This window comes from Rhizobacter sp. P5_C2, from assembly GCF_054049715.1.
In genome coordinates, this window is the sequence record NZ_JBFULV010000083.1 from 1 (window position 1) to 18210 (window position 18210).

An 18210-nucleotide genomic window follows, 5' to 3' on the forward strand; every position below is an offset into this window, starting at 1 on the left:
GGCGCACCGATGCGGAACGCGACCGGCGCCTGCGTCGGCGGCTGCCAGCGCAGCGCGATGTCGGCGATGGCCTGGCCGCGCTTCGACAGCGCCCCCGCCGGCGCGATGGCCGCGAGCTTGCGCCGGCCGCCGCGCAGCGCCGCGAGGCCGGGCGCCACGTAGCTGCCGTCGCCGACCCGCGCCACCACGTAGCCTTCGGCGCGCAGCCGCTCCAGTGCCCACAGCACCGTGTTGCGCCCGACGCCGAGGGCCAGCGCGTGTTCGCGCGACGGCGGCAGCCGCGCGCCGGGCGCGAAGGTGCCCTGCTCGATCGCGCCGCGCAACTGCAGGTAGACCTGCTGGCGCAGCGTCGCGGCAGATGAATTGGTTCCTCCAGGCATGGGCGATTGGTTCCTCATTGGATCCCGCAAGTGTCTACGATGCAGAACCAATCCGGAACCGAACGGGAGCCTCTCCATGAGCGACAAGACCAGCGACAAGATCGAGCGATTCATCGCCCTGCACCGCGGCCCGCGCGCCTTCGTGATCGCCAACGCCTTCGATGCCGGCTCGGCGCGCGCGCTGGCCGGCCTGGGCTTCACGTCGCTCGCCACCTCGAGCGGCGCGGCGGCCGCAGTGGCCGGCCGGCGCGACGGCCAGCTGACGCGCGACGAGGCCATCGCGCATGCCCAGGCCATCGTGCAGGCGGTCGACGTGCCGGTGTCGGCCGACCTCGAGAACGGCTTCGGCGCGACGCCGCAGGACGCGGCCGAAACGATCCGCCGCGCCGGCGCGATCGGCCTGGCCGGCGGCTCGATCGAGGACGCGAGCGGCGACGAGGCGAAGCCGCTGTACGACCTCGGCCACGCGACCGAGCGCATCGCCGCCGCGGTCGAAGCGGCGCGTGCCGTGCCGGGCGGCTTCGTGCTGACGGCGCGCTCCGAGAACTTCCTACGCGGCAAGCCCGACCTCGACGACACGATCCGCCGCCTGCAGGCCTTCGAGCGCGCCGGCGCCGACGTGCTGTTCGCGCCCGGCCTGCCCGACCTGGCCGCGGTGCGCACCGTGTGCAGCGCGCTGACGAAGCCGCTGAACTTCATGGTTGGCATCAAGGGCAAGTCGTTCAGCGTCGCCGAGCTCGAAGAAGCCGGCGTGCGCCGCATCAGCCTCGCGACCTCGCTGTACCGCGCCGCGATGCGCGGGCTGCTCGATGCCGCGACCGAGGTGCGCGAACGCGGCACCTTCACGTACCTGGAGCGCCTGTGAGCACGCCGCACGACTACCACGCCGAGGTGCACTGGACGCGCCACGACCAGCCCTTCACCGACAACCGCTACAGCCGCCGCCACGACTGGCATTTCGACGGCGGCGCGACGGTGCCCGGCTCGTCGTCGCCGCATTCGGTGCGCGTGCCGATGTCGGACCCGAGCGCGGTCGATCCGGAAGAAGCCTTCGTCGCGGCCCTCGCCAGCTGCCACATGCTGTGGTTCCTCGGCCTGGCCGCGAAGGCCGGCTGGGTGGTCGACGACTACCGCGATGCGGCGGTCGGCATCATGGAGCCGAACGCGCAGGGGCAGATCGCGGTCACCGTCGTCACGCTGCACCCTGCGGTGCGCTACGGCGGCGAGCGCCAGCCCGATGCCGCCGAACAGGCGCGGCTGCACCACGATGCGCATGCCAACTGCTTCATCGCGAACTCGGTGAAATCCGAAGTGCGCTGCGAGCCGGTGGCAGTCGACTGAAGAATCCCAGGAGCCGCGATGTACATGCCCCGTCATTTCGAAGAGACCCGGCCCGAAGTGCTGCACGAGCTGGTGCGCAGCCATCCGCTCGGGCTGCTGATCACCCAGGATGCCGACGCCATCCTGTCGGCGAATCCGGTGCCCTTCCTGCTGGAGCACGACGAGGCCGGCCGCGCGGTGCTGCGCGCCCACGTCGCGCGCGCCAACCCGGTGTGGCAGGCGGCGCGCCGCGATGTCGATTCGCTGGTGGTGTTCCAGGGGCCGCAGGCCTACGTGTCGCCGGGCTGGTACGCGACCAAGGCCGAGCACGGCAAGGTGGTGCCGACCTGGAACTACGTGATGGTGCAGGCGCGCGGCAGGCTGCAGGTGCACGAGGACGCGCCGTGGCTGCTGTCGCTGGTGACGCGGCTGACGCAGCAGCACGAGGCCGCGCTGCCGCGGCCGTGGGCGGTGGCCGATGCGCCGGCCGATTTCATCGACGGCATGCTGCGCGCGATCGTCGGCATCGAGATCCCGCTGGACGCACTGGTCGGCAAGTGGAAGGTGAGCCAGAACCGCTCGAGCGCCGACCGCGAGGGCGTCGCGGCGGGGCTGCGCGAACAGGGCGCGGCATCGGCCGGTGCGTCGGTCAATATGTCCAAGCTGGTGCAGCCCGGCGGCTGAAGACACGGGGGGATACTCGCGCTGCGCCGTCGCCTCGTCTGCCACGCGCACCGCACGATGAAATTCCTTCTCGTCCTGATCCTGCTGGGCACCGTCTTCGGTGCCCGTGCCGCGCCCCCGGTGCCCGACACGATCGCGCAGCGCCTGCAGGCCTGCACCGGCTGCCACGGCAAGGAGGGCCGCGCCGCACGCGACGGCTACCACCCGCGCATCGCCGGCAAGCCGGCCGACTACCTCTACCACCAGCTGCAGGGTTTTCGCGACGGCCGCCGCCAGTACGCGCTGATGACCGGCCTGCTCGATCCGCTGAGCGATGCCTACCTGCGCGAGATCGCCGCGTACTTCTCGTCGCTCGACCTGCCCTACTCGCCGCCGGCACCGGGGCCCGCGCTGCCGGCCGAGGTTGCGCGGCGCGGCGAAGCCCTGACGCGTGACGGCGACCCCGCCCGCAAGCTGCCGGCCTGCGCGCAGTGCCACGGCAGCGCGCTGACCGGCGTCGCGCCGGCGATCCCGGGGCTGCTGGGCTTGCCGCGCGACTACCTGGTGGCGCAGCTCGGCGCCTGGCGCACCGGCACGCGGCGTGCGCTCGCCCCCGACTGCATGGCCCAGGTGGCGCAGGCGCTGACGGCCGACGAGGTCAGCGCGATCGCGCAGTGGCTGGCGGTGCAACCGGTGCCCGAGCCGGCACACCCGGCGACGACGCTGCCGGCAGCGTTGCCGATTGCCTGCGGCGGCGTGCCCGACGTGACGATCCATGTGACCACGGCCGTGACGAAGGTGTCGCCATGAAGCGCGTGCTGATCGCGATCGCGCTGTTGATCGTGGCCGGTGTCGCGCTGGTGCTGGCGCTGAACTTCCGCGACGAGCCGCCACTGCTCGCCGATGCCGCGCCCTTCACCGCGCAGCAGGTCGCACGCGGCGAGTACCTGGCCCGCGCCGGCAACTGCGCCGGCTGCCACACCGAGCGCGGCGGCGTGCCGTATGCCGGTGGCCGCGGCATCGCGACGCCGTTCGGCACCGTCTTCGCGCCCAACCTGACGCCGCACCCGCAGCACGGCCTGGGCGGCTGGACCTCGGCGCTGTTCTGGCGCGCGATGCACAACGGCCGCTCGGCGGACGGCCGGCTGCTGTACCCGGTGTTCCCGTACACCGAGCTGACCCGCATCACGCGCGAGGATTCGGATGCGCTGTTCGCCTACCTGCGCAGCCTGCCGGCCGCCGACACGCCGAACCGGCCGCACACGCTGAGCTTTCCGTACGACACGCAGGCGGCGCTCGCGGTGTGGCGCGCCGCGTTCTTCCGGCCCGGCGCGGTGGCGCATGACGACACGCGCCCGGCGGCCTGGAGCCGCGGCGCCTACCTGGTCGAGGGGCTGGGCCATTGCAATGCCTGCCATTCGAGCCGCAACGCGCTCGGCGCGAGCTCGGGCATCGCGCTCGGCGGCGGGCTGATCCCGATCCAGAACTGGTATGCGCCGTCGCTCAACGATGCGCGCGAGGCCGGCGTGGCCGACTGGGAGTTGCCGAAGATCGTCGCGCTGCTGCACGACGGTGTGGCCGACGCGTCGCGCGGCGGCAGCGTCACCGGGCCGATGGTCGAGGTGGTGACCGGCAGCCTGCAGCACCTGAGCGCCGACGACCTGCTCTCGATGGCGACCTACCTGAAGGCGCTGCCGCCGCACGACGTGAAGGATCCGCCGAAGCCCATGCCGATCTCGGCCGCGGCGATGGAGCAAGGCGGCAAGCTCTACGAGCAGCACTGCGTCGGTTGCCACGGCAAGCAGGGCGAAGGCGCGCCGCCGGCCTACCCGCCGCTGGCCGGCAACCGCGCGGTGACGATGGCGTCGGCGGCGAACCTGGTGCACATCGTGCTGGAAGGCGGCTTCGCGCCGTCGACGCCGGCGAACCCGCGGCCCTACGGCATGCCGCCGTTCGCGACCGTGCTCAGCGATGCCGAGCTGGCCAGCGTGCTGAGCCACGTGCGCGGCTCATGGGGGAATGCAGGAACGGAAGTGTCGCCGCTCGATGTCGCGCGGCTGCGCAGTGGCCGGTGACCTGGTGTCGGCGCGTCAGATCAGCGCGCTGACCTGAACCGCGGCCAGCAGGCCCAGCCCGAGCGCCAGCAGCCAGCCCTTGACCTCGCCGCGGCGCTGCGCCGGCGGCAGCCGGTGCGGCCGGCTCAGCATCGCGAGCACCACCGACGCGCCGCCCGCCACGACGAACAGCACCGCCATCGCGAGGCTCAGCCCGCTGTCGGCACGCTGCTCGGCCATGCGCATCACGATGACGCCGATCAGCGCGCCGGCCCCCATCGACATCAGCGAATCGCGCGACGTGGCAACGGAGGAGGGGGACGGACCGGTCGACTGCGGCATGGGAGGCTCTCTGGAAGAAGCCGCCATTGTCCGCAGGCCGGTGCCGCGGCGGTCCGCGCAATACGTGGCGAATCCCACACCAGTCCCCGCCTTCACCCGCGCGATTGACGCGTCTGGCGGCCGCGGATAGGCTGCAGACCGCGAACGATTTCACGAATCAAAGGGGGAGCCACCACATGACTTGCCGCCGTTGCCGTCCGATCGCCGTCGCCTTCGGGCCGCCGTTGTTGCTGTCGTCGCTGCTCGCCGCCACCGGCGCGCAAGCCGCCGACGCGACCGACTACCTGAACCAGAAACTGTGGGTGCAGATCGGTGCGTTCCGCCCGAGCATCAGCTCGCACATCCAGGTCGACCGCTCGAATGGTGCCACCGCCGGCACCGACCTGCACCTCGAGGACGAACTGGGCCTGGCCGAGCACAAGACGCTGGGCACGCTGCTGGTCGGCGCGCGCTTCGGCGACCGCTGGCGCGCCGAGTTCGAGTACTTCTCGCTGAAGCGCAGTGCCGACAAGACGCTGCTCGATGCCGAGATCGTCGTCGACGACACCACCTTCCCGGTGTCGGCCTCGGTCGACAGCGAGTTCGACTCGAAGGTGGCACGCGCGAGTGTCGGCTACTCGTTCTACAAGACCGACGAGGCCGAGGCCGGCGCGGTCGCCGGGCTGCACGTGACGCGCTTCAAGTTCGTCGTCGAGGGGCTGGGCCAGGTCGACGGCAGCACCGTGGCGGTCCGCCGCGAGGAGGCCGCGCACACCGTGCCGCTGCCGACCATCGGCGTCTACGGCACCTATGCGTTCGCGCCGAGCTGGCTGGCCTCGGGCCGCGCCGATGCGTTCGCGATCGACTACAAGGGCCACAAGGGCCGGCTGCTGAACTTCCAGGCCAACCTGCAGTACCGCTTCACCGGCAACTTCGCGCTCGGCGTGGGCTACCGCTACGACCAGTACAAGCTCAACGAGACGCGCCGCGACCCGCGCGGCGAGGTGCGCTACACCTTCCAGGGACCGCAGGTCTTCATCGACGCCGGGTTCTAGCCAGCCCTGTGGAGACGACCGCGGCTTCGGCCGCTCCCGATCCCGCCGTCTTCCTGCACGTGCGGATCGTGCTCAGCATGGTGGTGAGCCTGAGCATCGCGCGCCTGCTGTCGGGCCTGGCGGTGTTCGTGCAGCACCCGGGCCGGCAGAAGGCGTACTGGGTGCACCTGCTGTGGGCGGCATCGACGCTGCTGCTGCTGGTGCACTTCTGGTGGTGGGAGTTCCGGCTCGCGCAGCTGGCGGTGTGGCGCTTCGAGATCTACGCCTTCGTGCTGTTCTACGCCGGGCTGAACTACCTGCTGTGCGCGGTGCTGTTCCCGAACGACCTCGATGAATACGACGGCTGGCGCGACTACTTCCTGTCGCGCCGCCGCTGGTTCTTCGCGCTGCTGGCGCTGAGCTTCGTGGTCGACCTGGGCGACACCTGGATCAAGGGCAGTGCGTTGCTGCCGAAGCTCGGGCTGGAGTACCCCGTGCGGGCGGCTGTCTACGTGCTGCTGTGCGGGGCCGCCGCGGTCATCCGCCACCCGATGTTCCATGGTGTGTTCGCGGTGGGCAACCTGCTGTACCAGGTGTCGTTCATCGGGCGGCTGTATGACGTGATCGAGTGACGCGACCACGGCGAGGCAGGCCGCCCGACCCGCGTGTCGAGTGCGAGAACGACGAGCGCCCGCGTCGTCAGGGCTTTGAGGCTGCCGCTGCGGGGGCCGATGCCGCAGGCTGGGCCGGCACCGGCACGATCACGCCGGGTGCGAGCGAGATCTCGTCCTGCACGCGCACGCCGGTGACGTAGTAGCGGGTGTCGCCGAAGCAGCTGCCCGGCAGCCCGACCTTCTGCTCGTAGTGCAGCGCGACGCGCTTGCCCATCACCAGGTTGACCTTGTCGGCGGTGGCCTCGTCCCAGATCGTGAAGCGGAACTTCTCGGGCGTGCTGCCGGGCAGCGACACCAGGGCCAGCTCGCCCTCCCAGGTCTTGCAGACCCAGCCCTTGCGGGACAGCTGCTGCACCCAGCCGGCGCGCTCGCCGTCGGAGTAGCTCCAGTTCATCACGCCGAAGAAATACAGCACCACCAGCCCCACCAGGACCAGGGGCACCAGCAACCATTTCATCGCGCGCATCGGGCTTCCTCCGGGGAACAGGGCTGGCCGTGCGTCGACACGCGCGGCTCGTTGTGCTGCGCGGGGAGTCTACCGTGGCCGCTACCCGGAACTGGGCGGTACAAGGGTTCGGGTCACCGCGTTCTCCGGCTCACGAGACGACTTGCGCGAGCTCGATCAGGTTGCCGAAGGGGTCGGCGATGAAGGCCAGCCGGCGGCCGATGACCGGCAGCTCGAACGGCTCGGTGACGATGTGGACCTCGCGGCGGCGCAGCTCCGCGACGCTGCTCTCCATGTCGGCGACGTTGAGGCAGAAGTGGTGAAAGCCGGCCAGGCGCAGGCTGTCGCCGAGGTCGCTGTAGACGGGCTTGGGGATCGGCCGCGGCTGGCCGTCGCCGAGGATCTCGACGAAGAAGTCGTTGTCGGTCGCCGGGGCCAGGTAGGCGAGCCGCTGGTCGGCATACGGCCACTGGTGCACGACGCGGAAGTCGAGCTTCTCGGTGTACCAGCGGACGGCCACCTCGAAGTCGGGCACGCGCACAGCGACGTGGTGCCCCTTCATCGAGGCGAACGGGCTGGCCGGGCGGGTGGCGGGGATGTTGACGGTGGGCATGGTGGGGTCCTCGTTGATCCGGGGTGATGAAAACTGCGATGACCGAAGCGTAGGTTTGAGTCTCGCGAAAGAGAATCGACGCCACCGGGGTGCACTCTGAACCCCCACTTCATAATCGCGCGCCATCCACGGAGGATCCCGATGAACCTGGAGCCGGTTGCGAGAGACAGCAAGCCGCCGATCAGCCTGCCCGGCCTGATCGCGTTCGAGAGCGTGGCCCGGCACATGAACTTCACGCGCGCGGCCGCCGAGATGGACGTGACGCCGACCGCGATCTCGCGCACCGTGAAGCAGCTGGAGGCCTCGCTCGGCATCCGCCTGTTCAACCGCACGACGCGCAGCGTGGGTCTGACCGAAGCGGGCGCGCAACTGCTGGGCACGCTGGCACCGGCGCTCGAGCAGATCCGCCGCTCGGTGCAGGAGGTGGGCGACGTGACGAGCGGCCCGCACGGGCTGCTGCGCATCAACACCTCGTACGTGGCCTACGCGTCGCTGATCGAGCCGCACCTGGAGCCGTTCATGAAGCGCTTCCCCGAGATCACGCTGGAGATGACCGTCGACAACGGGCTGAGCGACATCATCACGGGCGGGTTCGACGCCGGCATCCGCCTGGGGCACGCGCTGCAGAAGGACATGATCGGCGTGCCGATCGGGCCGTTGCAGCGGCTGCTGGTCGTCGGGTCGCCGGCCTACCTGAAGGCGCGCGGCAAGCCGGCGAAGCCGGAAGACCTGTTGCAGCACGACTGCATCCGCCAGCGCATCGGCAACCGCAGCCAGTTCTTCGCGTGGCGCTTCGGCAGCGCCAGCAAGACCGCGACGATCGAGGTGCAGGGCCGCCTGGTGTTCAGCGAGATGCGCTGCACGCTGGACGCCGCGGCCCAGGGCCACGGGCTCGCGTTGGCCTTCGAGCAGTTCGCGCGGCCCGCACTGCAGGCCGGCCAGGTGGTGCCGGTGCTCGAGAAGTTCACGCGCCCCGCCGAGGCCTTCTACCTCTACTACCCGAACCGCGGGCAGATGCCGGGCAAGCTGCGGGCGCTGATCCAGTTCATGCAGGCGGTGGACTGGAGCGCCCCTTGACGCTTGCTTGCCCGCCTCACGCCGCCTTCAGCTGCGCCGTGTCGATCGGGAACGTGCGCAGCCGCTTGCCGGTGGCGGCGTACACCGCATTGAGCACCGAGGCCGCGACAACCGCCGTGCCGATCTCGCCGACGCCCACCGGCGGCTGCTCGCTCGGCACGATGTGCACCTGCACCTGCGGCACCTCGCTGATGCGCAGCGGCGGGTAGTCGTGGAAGTTGCTCTGCAGCACGCGGCCGCGCTCGAAGGTGATGCTGCCGTACAGCACCGCGGTGAGGCCGAACAGCAGGCCGCCCTGGACCTGCGCCTCCACGCCGTCCGGGTTGACCGGCAGGCCGCAGTTCACCGCGCAGACCATGCGGTCGACCTTGACGCTGCCGTCCTTCGCGACGCTGACGTCGGTGACCAGCACGGCATGCCCGCCGAAGGCCTCGGCCACGCAGACGCCGCGGCCTCGACCCGCCGCCAGGGGTTCCCCCCAGCCGGCCTGGGCCGCGGCCAGCCGCAACGCGGCGAGCGCATTCGGGTTCTTCGCCAGCATGCGCTCGCGAAAGCGCACCGGATCCACCTTGGCCAGCACGGCCAGCTCGTCGATGAACGATTCGACGACGAACACATGGTGCGTCGGCCCGACGCCGCGCCAGTTGCCGGTCAGCAAGCCCTTCGGCGGCTCATGGCGCACGTACTCGACGTACTTGTTCGGGATGTCGTACGAGGAGCCCGCCATGTCGACCGCGTCGGCGTCGAGCCCGTTGGCGACCCACTGCGGCGCATAGCGGCCGATCACCGACGAGCCGGCGGTGCGGTGGCTGAAGGCCACCAGCTCGCCGCGTTCGTTCAGCGCAGCCGCCATCTCGTCGCGGAAGTACGGCTTGTAGGCATCGTGCTGGATGTCTTCTTCGCGGCTGAAGACGAGCTTCACCGGGTAGCGCACGTTCCTCGCCAGTTGCGCCGCGGTCACGATGTAGTCGACGTCGAGCTTGCGGCCGAAGCCGCCGCCCAGCAGGAAGTTGTGCACCGTCACCTGCTCGGGCTTCAGGCCCAGCGCTTGCGCGACCATCGCCTGCGCGCGGACGGGCGCCTGCGTGCCGGCCCAGATCTCGCAGCGGCCGGGGGTCACGTGGATCGTGCAGTTGAGCGGCTCCATCGCGGCGTGCGCGAGCGGCGGCACTTCGTAGACGGCACTCAGGCGTTGCGCGCCACCGGCAAGCGCCTTGTCGACATCGCCCTCGCGCGTGGTGACCAGGCCGGTGCCTTTCAGCGCCTGCGCCAGTTGCTCGCCCCACAGCTTGCTCGAGAAGTCGGCCGACGGGCCTTCATCCCACTGCACGTCCAGTGCGGCCAGCCCCTTCTTCGCCGCGCCCTGGTGGTCGGCGATGACGGCCACCGCGGTCTCTGAGCTGACGACCGCACGCACACCGTTCACTGCCCTTGCCTTGCGATCGTCCATCGATCGGAAGCGGCCGCCGATCACCGGGCAGTTGGCCACCGCCGCGAACTTCATGCCCTTCACCTGCGCGTCGATGCCGAACAGCGCGGTGCCGTTGACCTTCGACGGCGTGTCCAGGCGGTGCACCGGGCGGCCGACGAGGCGGAAGTCGGCCGGCGATTTCAGCGGCGCGTCCTTCGGCACCGGCAGCGTGGCCGCCTTGGCGGCCAGCACGCCGTAGCGCAGCTGGCGGCCCGTGGGCACGTGCCGGATCGCGCCGTTCGCTGCAACACACTCGCCTTCGCCCACCTGCCAGGTCTGCGCGGCCGCGCTGCGCAGCATGGCCTTCGCGGTGGCGCCGGTCTGGCGCAGCACCTTCCAGGCGCCAGGCATCGAGCCCGACCCGCCGGTCACCTGGATCCCGTACAGCGGATGGCCGTAGCGCTTCTCGTCCGGCGGCGCCTGTTCCAGTTTGACCTCGGCGAGATCGACCTCGAGCTCCTCGGCGATCAGCATCGGCACCGAGGTGAACGTGCCCTGCCCCATCTCGACCAGCGCGACGACGATCGTCACGCTGTCGTCGGCACCGATGCGCACATAGGCGTTGGGCGCGAACACCGCGGGCGCCGCGCGCTTTGCGGCCGCCGCATTCGCGTCGGGCAGGTGGAACGAGAGCACCAGCGCACCACCGGCCGCCGAGGCGGACGCGAGGAAGGAACGGCGCGACAGCGCGGCGCCATCAGCCGCGACGGATTTCGAATCGTGCATGTCAGGCTTTCGGTGCGGCGAGTTCGCGGGCGGCCTGCTTGATCGCCTCGCGGATTCGCACGTAGGTGCCGCAGCGGCAGACGTTGCCCGACATCGCGGCATCGATGTCGGCATCGGTGGGCGCCGGGTTGTCGCGCAGCAGTGCGGTGGCGGCCATGATCTGGCCGGACTGGCAGTAGCCGCACTGCGGCACTTCCTTGATCGTCCAGACCTTCTGCACCTGGCGGCCCACGGCGGTCTGCCCGATGGCCTCGATCGTCGTGATGCGGCGGCGGCCGATCGATTCGACCGGCGTCACGCACGAGCGGATCGGCTGCCCGTCGAGGTGCACGGTGCAGGCGCCGCACAAGGCCATGCCGCAGCCGAACTTGGTGCCGGTCATGCCGAGCACGTCGCGGATGACCCACAGCAGCGGCGTGTCGGGGTCGATCTCCACGGGGCGCGGCGTGCCATTGATGTCGAGCGTGGTTTTCATCGCAGGTCCTTGGGCTTCATTTCGTCGCGAGGATCCAGGCGGCAAGCGCGTCCAGGTCGGCTGGTTGCACCTGGGCCTGCGCCGGCATCGGGATCGCGCCCCACTTGCCCGAGCCGCCGGCCTTGATGCGGGCGGCCAACTGCTTCGCATCGACGCTGCCATCGGCGTACTTCGCAGCGATGTCCTTGAACGACGGGCCGACCAGCTTCCTGTCGATCTGGTGGCAGGCGGTGCAGGCGTACTTGCGGGCCAGGGCTTCGCTGGCGAACGACGGTGCGGCGAGTGCAACGCCGAATGCGGCCAGGGCGGCAACGCGGACGAGGGAAAACATCGGGGACCTTTCGCGAGGAGGTGAATGCATGGCTGGTGCCGATCGGAGCGCAGTCTAGGGACGCGTCTCCTCGTCGGGTAGCGCTGTGCGCGCGATGGCGTGTGAACCGGATGTCGATAGTCAGCGCGCGGTGCGGCGGGTAACGCCGCGGCAACCGTCGGTGGACGCGCTGACAAAAGCCTCGGCAGGGCGCCGAGGCCATTCGGCCGGCCGAGGGTGGCCGGCCGGGGAACGCGTGCGATCAGCGGGCCAGCTTGGCCGCGATCTCGGCGACGTGGCGGCCCTGGAAGCGGGCGCCTTCCAGCTCGTTGGCCGACGGCTGGCGCGAACCGTCGCTGCCGGCGATCGTCGTCGCGCCGTACGGGCTGCCACCGGTCACCTCGTCGAGCTTCATCTGGCCTTGCCATGCGTACGGCAGGCCGACGATCACCATGCCCTGGTGCAGCAGCACGGTGTGCGTGCTGAGGATGGTGCTCTCCTGGCCGCCGTGCTGCGTCGCCGTGCTGGCGAACACCGAGCCGACCTTGCCGACCAGCGCGCCGGTGAACCACAGCGGGCCGGTCTGGTCGAGGAAGTTCTTCATCTGCGCGGCCATGTTGCCGAAGCGGGTCGGCACGCCGAGGATGATCGCGTCGTAGGTCGGCAGTTCTTCGACCGTCGCGATCGGCGCGGCCTGGTCGAGCTTGAAGTGCGAGGCCTTCGCAACGGCTTCGGGCACGATTTCCGGCACGCGCTTGATGTCGACGGTGGCACCGGTGCCGCGCGCACCTTCGGCGACGGCCTGGGCCATCGTCTCGATGTGACCGTAGCTGCTGTAGTAGAGGACGAGAACCTTGGCCATGCTTGCTCCTGGTTGATGGGCTGAGCGCATTCTGGGCGCGTGCCGCCGGCGCGGATTGCACGGGGGCGAACGCAGGCTTCAAAACGGTTGAACAGCCGGGGCACGCCGTCCTACAACACCACGCGTGCTTCCGCCCTGATGGACGGCCCCGTGTCCTGGGTCGATTCAGGAACATGAAGCGCAGCATCGAGGCCAGGTGAACGGCAGTCTCGCGTTCACGCTCGACAAGCAGACCGCGTGCCCTTGGGTCGTGAGTGTGTTGCCCCACCGGCGGCAGCACTCGTCCGTGCCACAAGCATTCTTCGATGCAAGACCCTCAACGCGGCCATCCCGCAGGGACACCCTCATGAATCAGCTTTTCCGCCTCATCACTTCGCGGACAGCGTTGGCCTTCGCCCTGCTGCCGGCTTTCGTCGCCGGCTGCGGCGGCAGCGGCTCAACCGATCCGATCCTCGGGACTCCGAGCGTCGCCGTCGTCCCGCTGACGGACAGCACCCGCCCGACGGTGGTCCTCACCACGCCTGCGCCGGGCGCCGCCGGCGCGCCGACCAACGCGAAGATCACGGCCACCTTCAGCGAAGCCATGGCGCCTGCGACCGTCTCGGGCACCAGCTTCCTCGTGACGAACACGACGGCCGGCTCGGCAGTCACCGGAACCGTGAGCTACTCGGCCTCGGCGAAGACGGCCACCTTCACGCCCACGGGCGGCCTGCTCGCCGCCAACGCGCAATTCACGGCGACCGTCATGACAGCGGCCACCGACCTGGCCGGCAACGCCCTGGCGGGCAACACCGCGGTACTGCCAGCCGCGGGCAGTCACACCTGGAACTTCGCGACCGGCGGCGCCGGCGATCTCGCGGCGCCCACCCTGACGACCCTCAGTCCGCCCGATGCAAGCACCGGCGTGTGCCTGACCAAGTCCGCCAGCGCCACGTTCAGTGAACCGATGGATCCCGCGACGATCGACACGACGACCTTTGTCGTGACCGACAACGGCGCAGCGGTCCCGGGCATCGTGACCTACGACGCGTCGAACAGGGTGGCCAGCTTCGCGCCGTCGAATGCGGCCGGCTTTGCGCCCGGCAAGTCGTTCGTCGTCACGGTGAAATCCGGAACCCAGGGCGTCAAGGACCTGGCCGGCAATGCGCTTGCCAGTGACGGTGTGTGGAACTTCACCACCGGAACGCAGGCTTGCGTCGCCGGCATCAACCTGCGCTCCGCGGCATCGTTCGGTGCGTTCGGTGGGGGTGCCGGGGTCACGAACCAGGGCATCAACACGGTCATCGGTGGCAACCTCGGAACCACCGCGGCGTGCACGCTGGTGACCGGCCTCCATGACGCGGGCAACGTCTACACGCAGACGCCGTTGAACATCGGCTCGGTGAACGGCAGCATCAACTGCGCCCCGCCTGCGCCGGGCACGTCGTCGACGATGGCGATCGCGACGCAGGCCCTGGCAGACGCCCAGGCCGCGTACAACGCCCTTGCGGCCCTGCCCCCTGGCAGCGACCCCGCTGCGGGCCAGTTGGGTGGGCTGGTGCTGCCCGCGGCCGTCTACACCGCCGCAGGCGGAACCTTCGCCGTCACGACCGCAGACCTGACCCTGGACGCGCAAGGCGACACCAACGCCGTGTGGGTGTTCCAGAGCGCCTCCGCGCTGACCGTGGGCCTGGCAGCGACACCGCGCCGTGTGCTGCTGATCAATGGTGCCCAGGCCGCCAACGTCTACTGGCAGGTGGGCAGCGCGGCACGCATCGAGGACGGCAGCACGATGGTGGGCACGATCATCGCGCCCGCCGGCGTCACGGTCTCGACCGCCGGCCAGACCATCCAGACGACCCTCACCGGGCGAGCGATCGGGCTCACCGCGTCGGTGACCCTGGTCAACACCACGATCGTCGCCCCATGAGCGCCCTCACGACAACCCGACTCCGTGGCCAGTCCAGGAACACCAAGATGAACAAGACCCATGCCCTGCACCTGATCGGCCTGGCCGGGCTCGGCTCGCTGATGACCCTCGCCGGCGTGCCGGCCCGTGCGCAGGAGGGCGGCTACTTCTATGGCGGTGCCTCGCTGGGCCAGTCGCGGGCGAAGATCGACGAGGAGCGCATCGGCGCCGGCCTCGCGAACGCAGGCTTGACCATGACCTCGATGACGCGCGACGAACGCGGCACGGGCTACAAGGTGTTCGGTGGCTACCAGCTCAATCGCAACGTCGCGATCGAAGGCGGGTATTTCAACCTCGGCAAGTTCGGCTTCTCGTCGACGACCACGCCGGCAGGCACCTTGAACGGACAGATCAAGCTGCAGGGGCTGAACCTGGATCTCGTGGGCACCTTGCCGCTGGTCGGCGGCCTCTCCGCCATCGGTCGAGTCGGAGCGCAATACGTCAGCGCGCGCGACACGTTCAGCGGGGGGGGCGCCGTCGCCGTTCTGAACCAGAACCCGAGCAAGCGCGCCGCGAACTACAAGTTCGGGGCCGGCTTGCAGTACGAGTTCAGCCCGGCGTTGCTGGTGCGTGCCGAAGCCGAGCGCTACCGCATCAACGACGCTGTGGGCAACCACGGTGACGTGGACCTGCTCTCGGTGAGCCTCGTCATTCCGTTCGGCCGGACTCCCCGCGAGGCACCGCGCGCGTTGGCAGCACCGGCCCCTCCTGTCGAAGCGGCACCAGCGCCCGCGCCGCCGGTTGTCGTCGCTGCGGCCCCGGTTGCGCCCGTTCCCTTGCCTGCGGAGCGGCGACGGGTGCGCTTCTCTGCAGATTCGCTGTTCGCCTTCGACCGGGCGGACGTGAAGCCCGAAGGCCGCCAGGCCCTCGACCAGTTCTCGAAGGAACTGGCCGGCACCAGGTACGACGTGATCACGGTGGAAGGCCACACCGATCGACTCGGAACGAGCGCCTACAACGAGAAGCTGTCGGCGCGTCGTGCGGAATCGGTGAAGGCCTACCTCGTCGGCCCCGGAGGGCTCGACTCGGCCAAGGTCTCGGCGACGGGCATGGGTGAATCGACCCCCGTCACGAAAGCCGGCGACTGCAAGGGCGCCAAGCCGACGGCCAAGCTGATCGCCTGCCTCCAGGCGGATCGACGCGTCGAGGTCGAGGTCACTGGAACGCGTTGAGCATCACGCCCTGCCGCGACGACCGCCCGTCAGAACGGCAGAAGCCACCTAGGTGATGTCAACAACGCACTTCTCCCCTCGTATGAGCAACCTCTTCATTTCGAGTGAATCTCCCCCAACGTAAACAAGATCTGAATTCTTGGTCATTGTTTACATCTTCAAGGGGTGGAGGGGGCGGGAAGTTATCCACAGCGGCCATAGCTGCATCTTCGTGTCCGCTCCCTCGACTGAACCGGTCACGGGTTGCATCGGCGGACGGGCGACCGCGCGATGAAGCGTCGCACGCGGTGGGCCCTCGTCGTGGGTGCATTGGTGGCGCTTGCGGCACTGGGAGTGGCCGCCGTTCGCTATCCTGGGTGGATGTTCTGGAGCACCGTTCCCGTGAACGAAGAGATAGGCCACAAGTGAGGTGTACCTGACCGCGACCCAACGACTACCAGCGGTTCTTCCTGCGTGCGACCAGTCGCGCGCCGGCGCGGACGCTGGCATTTCGGATATCTTCCGGAGCGCGACGTGACTTCGTCAATCACGCCCCTAGCCGCAAGGGCTGCGCGGAGAGCAGTTTCCGCTTCAGATGGAATCCAACTTCATCGCTCCCGAAAACTCGCGTTCAACCGCCAAAGCGGAGCCTGCTACTACTGCGGCCTCCAGATGTGGCTCGATGGTGCGCCGGGCCCCGCATCATTGCGTTGCACGGCTGAGCACCTGTTTGCTCGCAGTGAGGGCGGAGGCGACGGACCGCTTGTCGCAGCGTATTGGCACTGCAATCGAACACGGCGCAAACGCCCGCCGGCGCCCGAACGCTATCGTGCGGATGGTGTTGCGCCGACTACAGCGGGGGAGCTTGGATGCCAGTGTCCGTGTTGGCGTGGGCGAGTGCGTTGGCCAATAAAGGCGAAGGTTCCCCGCCCCAAGTGGAGCAGCGATCGGAATAGGATTGACAGAAGACCCTTATCAGGCAGTTGATGCCCGCCAAAACCGGCAACGGATCGCCCCCACGAAACTTGCCTCTGGCAGACTCGACAGCCCTAGCATCCAGACGCGCAATCGTGCGTTGTCGCGATCAAGATTTGCCCGACACGATGACCGATCGATCCCAGAAACTCTTGGAGGCTGCGCTTGCCGGCGTTGCTGAGGTGCAAGCTTTCGATGCAAAAACAAGGCAAGCCTTCTTGAAACAATGCGGACCAATACCGCCAAACGTGCCTCTCAAGGACGGGGCTTTCGTGCTCACGACGGCTGAGGGCCTGGACGCGATCCATCAGTTTGGCCTCGCCTGGCGCTCCACGTCACCGAGCGCGAAACCGAATCTCACCGAAACATCGGCGTCGACTTGGGCTCTCATGGCATTTGGCGAGATGATTGCAGCCGCGCCTCTGAGTGACCTGAAGACAGCCGCACTGCACCTGCGGCAGCATTTGGATGCGCGGCTTGCATCGCTATCTCAAAACGTCGTCCATTCGTTCCCGTGCCGCATCTTTGACGATGTCTCCATCGGTGAGTTCAGCCTCGGCCCTGTGAAGCTTTGGCCCCCGAATGCATGGCTCGACGACCTAGAGGCGCGTGCGAACGGCAAGACTCCTTGGGCAGGGTCGCTGCGTGACCTCCTTCGCAATCCCGACCCTAGCGCGGCCGGGTACGAAGCGAGGAGGGCCTCTATGCCCAAAAGAGCAACCGAGGTTCTGGATGCCATCGGCGAGTGCAATTGGGTTGCAACCGTGGCGATTCTAGGCGCCGCGCCCGACAGATCAAGAGAGAGAGCCGCCACGGCTGTCCGCCTCGCGCTAGACGGACTTGGCGTTCAGATGACTCTTCGAGACGCGCGAAATCTTCGAGGCCCGGGCGATGAACTCCGTGCAACGCGGACGTTTTCTCTATCGCAGGCCGACGGCCGGGATCTCAACATTGCGGTCAGTTTGGACCTACCGAGGCTGGCAGGTGTGCCCGGGCAGGCAAGAAGTCAGGTAGCTCGGTCGCAGCCGTATCGAGACGCAGTCGGGAAGGCTCTTATAGAAATTACTTCTCCACGGCAACTTTCTAAGAAGGAACCGCCACTGCTCCAGCGGTGGTGCGACGCGCTCTTCTGGTTCGGTGAGGCTCGACGCGATACGACCGATTTCATGGCGATTGTTCGATATGGAATGACACTCGATGTACTGGCGAAAGGTCTGAAAGCAAGAGGTATCACCAAACTGCTTTGCGCGTTGTTTACGCGGGCGCCCGACGACAAGGTCGTAGTTGACGGCACAACGCTCGATACACTTGTTAAACGAATCTACGAGGAGTGCCGATCGCAACTTGGGCATGGTGGCCGGGCGGCCTTGCTTCAGGATCTCCCGGTATCGCGAGAGCAGGTGGACCATCTGACTTCCATTGCTCTGGAGACGTACCTGATGTGCCTCGACGCATATCGAGGAGACGACATTTACGAAGACTTCGTGGCGGCTATCCCAGCACTTCTTCCGGATTGCCCGCCAAGCGTTTGAGCCCTTGCGGAAATGCTGATCAATTGCCGGCTTCCCGGCACGCCACGTACATGCGTGAAGGCATCGACCCGAGAGGCACAGAACAATGAGTCAGCGAGCTTTGCGAGCGCCGAACGTGCGATGAAGCCTGCAATCTTCTGCGCATGCGGACGCGCTCGAACGAGGTCAACGGGAACCGG

19 protein-coding genes are annotated in these 18210 nt (G+C 68.6%); 11 read left to right on the plus strand and 8 right to left on the minus strand.

Annotated elements, in window-relative coordinates; translation table 11 throughout:
* Nucleotides 1-380 (minus strand): GntR family transcriptional regulator (locus ACXJLU_RS24810; protein WP_457335572.1); only part of this gene is annotated, 380 nt, incomplete at its 3' end.
* A gap of 76 nt (nucleotides 381-456) precedes the next feature.
* Between ACXJLU_RS24810 and ACXJLU_RS24815 the strand changes: the two genes are divergently transcribed.
* From ACXJLU_RS24815 to ACXJLU_RS24835, 5 genes are read left to right on the plus strand one after another with little or no spacing between them, the layout of a single operon-like run.
* Complete coding sequence (locus ACXJLU_RS24815) at nucleotides 457-1245, plus strand: isocitrate lyase/PEP mutase family protein (RefSeq protein ID WP_457335574.1); 789 nt, start codon at nucleotides 457-459, stop codon at nucleotides 1243-1245.
* Entirely contained in the window at nucleotides 1242-1721 is a 480-nt protein-coding gene (locus ACXJLU_RS24820) for an OsmC family protein (protein WP_457335576.1), read from the plus strand. The genes ACXJLU_RS24815 and ACXJLU_RS24820 overlap by 4 nt, the downstream gene beginning before the upstream one ends.
* Nucleotides 1722-1739: 18 nt before the next feature.
* The gene (locus ACXJLU_RS24825; protein WP_457335578.1) at nucleotides 1740-2384 is read left to right on the plus strand and encodes an FMN-binding negative transcriptional regulator; all 645 of its coding nucleotides are present in this window, start codon (nucleotides 1740-1742) and stop codon (nucleotides 2382-2384) included.
* 57 nt (nucleotides 2385-2441) lie between these two features.
* Entirely contained in the window at nucleotides 2442-3173 is a 732-nt protein-coding gene (locus ACXJLU_RS24830; RefSeq protein ID WP_457335580.1) for a c-type cytochrome, read from the plus strand.
* A complete protein-coding gene (locus ACXJLU_RS24835; RefSeq protein WP_457335582.1) occupies nucleotides 3170-4438 on the plus strand; it encodes a c-type cytochrome in 1269 nt (422 codons plus the stop codon). The genes ACXJLU_RS24830 and ACXJLU_RS24835 overlap by 4 nt, the downstream gene beginning before the upstream one ends.
* A gap of 15 nt (nucleotides 4439-4453) precedes the next feature.
* On the opposite strand, the gene ACXJLU_RS24840 is transcribed toward ACXJLU_RS24835, so the two are convergent.
* Nucleotides 4454-4759: a hypothetical protein gene (locus ACXJLU_RS24840; RefSeq protein ID WP_457335584.1), complete on the minus strand. Its 306-nt coding sequence runs from the start codon at nucleotides 4757-4759 to the stop codon at nucleotides 4454-4456.
* A 176-nt stretch (nucleotides 4760-4935) separates the two neighbouring features.
* Here ACXJLU_RS24840 and ACXJLU_RS24845 point away from each other — a divergent pair, with 176 nt between their 5' ends.
* Together ACXJLU_RS24845 and ACXJLU_RS24850 are read left to right on the plus strand one after the other, a co-directional pair.
* Nucleotides 4936-5793, plus strand: a complete 858-nt coding sequence (locus tag ACXJLU_RS24845) for a YfaZ family protein (RefSeq protein WP_457335586.1) — start codon at nucleotides 4936-4938, stop codon at nucleotides 5791-5793.
* 59 nt (nucleotides 5794-5852) lie between these two features.
* Complete coding sequence (locus ACXJLU_RS24850; RefSeq protein WP_457335588.1) at nucleotides 5853-6404, plus strand: hypothetical protein; 552 nt, start codon at nucleotides 5853-5855, stop codon at nucleotides 6402-6404.
* A gap of 67 nt (nucleotides 6405-6471) precedes the next feature.
* Here ACXJLU_RS24850 and ACXJLU_RS24855 read toward each other — a convergent pair whose 3' ends face one another.
* Together ACXJLU_RS24855 and ACXJLU_RS24860 are read right to left on the minus strand one after the other, a co-directional pair.
* Nucleotides 6472-6912: a hypothetical protein gene (locus ACXJLU_RS24855; RefSeq protein WP_457335590.1), complete on the minus strand. Its 441-nt coding sequence runs from the start codon at nucleotides 6910-6912 to the stop codon at nucleotides 6472-6474.
* A 130-nt stretch (nucleotides 6913-7042) separates the two neighbouring features.
* The gene (locus ACXJLU_RS24860; protein WP_457335592.1) at nucleotides 7043-7504 is read right to left on the minus strand and encodes a VOC family protein; all 462 of its coding nucleotides are present in this window, start codon (nucleotides 7502-7504) and stop codon (nucleotides 7043-7045) included.
* A 141-nt stretch (nucleotides 7505-7645) separates the two neighbouring features.
* Between ACXJLU_RS24860 and ACXJLU_RS24865 the strand changes: the two genes are divergently transcribed.
* The gene (locus ACXJLU_RS24865) at nucleotides 7646-8581 is read left to right on the plus strand and encodes a LysR family transcriptional regulator (RefSeq protein ID WP_457335594.1); all 936 of its coding nucleotides are present in this window, start codon (nucleotides 7646-7648) and stop codon (nucleotides 8579-8581) included.
* A gap of 16 nt (nucleotides 8582-8597) precedes the next feature.
* Here the strand turns inward: ACXJLU_RS24865 and ACXJLU_RS24870 are convergent, their stop codons facing one another.
* From ACXJLU_RS24870 to wrbA, 4 genes are all read right to left on the minus strand, one after another.
* Nucleotides 8598-10778, minus strand: coding sequence for a xanthine dehydrogenase family protein molybdopterin-binding subunit (locus tag ACXJLU_RS24870; protein WP_457335596.1), 2181 nt, complete (start codon nucleotides 10776-10778; stop codon nucleotides 8598-8600).
* Between the two features lies 1 nt (nucleotide 10779).
* On the minus strand, nucleotides 10780-11253 hold the full coding sequence (locus ACXJLU_RS24875; protein ID WP_457335598.1) for a (2Fe-2S)-binding protein: 474 nt from the start codon (nucleotides 11251-11253) through the stop codon (nucleotides 10780-10782).
* Nucleotides 11254-11269: 16 nt separating this feature from the next.
* Nucleotides 11270-11584, minus strand: a complete 315-nt coding sequence (locus ACXJLU_RS24880) for a c-type cytochrome (RefSeq protein ID WP_457335599.1) — start codon at nucleotides 11582-11584, stop codon at nucleotides 11270-11272.
* Between the two features lie 241 nt (nucleotides 11585-11825).
* Nucleotides 11826-12425, minus strand: a complete 600-nt coding sequence (gene wrbA / locus ACXJLU_RS24885; protein WP_073465153.1) for an NAD(P)H:quinone oxidoreductase — start codon at nucleotides 12423-12425, stop codon at nucleotides 11826-11828.
* A 346-nt stretch (nucleotides 12426-12771) separates the two neighbouring features.
* Here wrbA and ACXJLU_RS24890 point away from each other — a divergent pair, with 346 nt between their 5' ends.
* The 3 genes from ACXJLU_RS24890 (at nucleotide 12772) to ACXJLU_RS24900 (ending at nucleotide 18031) form a co-directional block, all read left to right on the plus strand.
* Nucleotides 12772-14334 carry an ice-binding family protein gene (locus ACXJLU_RS24890; protein WP_457335601.1) on the plus strand — a complete coding sequence of 521 codons (1563 nt, stop codon included), beginning with the start codon at nucleotides 12772-12774 and terminating at the stop codon, nucleotides 14332-14334.
* A 47-nt stretch (nucleotides 14335-14381) separates the two neighbouring features.
* Nucleotides 14382-15545 (plus strand): OmpA family protein, encoded by a 1164-nt coding sequence (locus ACXJLU_RS24895; protein WP_457335603.1) that lies wholly within the window; start codon nucleotides 14382-14384, stop codon nucleotides 15543-15545.
* Between the two features lie 1082 nt (nucleotides 15546-16627).
* A complete protein-coding gene (locus ACXJLU_RS24900; RefSeq protein ID WP_457335605.1) occupies nucleotides 16628-18031 on the plus strand; it encodes a hypothetical protein in 1404 nt (467 codons plus the stop codon).
* Nucleotides 18032-18210: the final 179 nt, after the last annotated feature.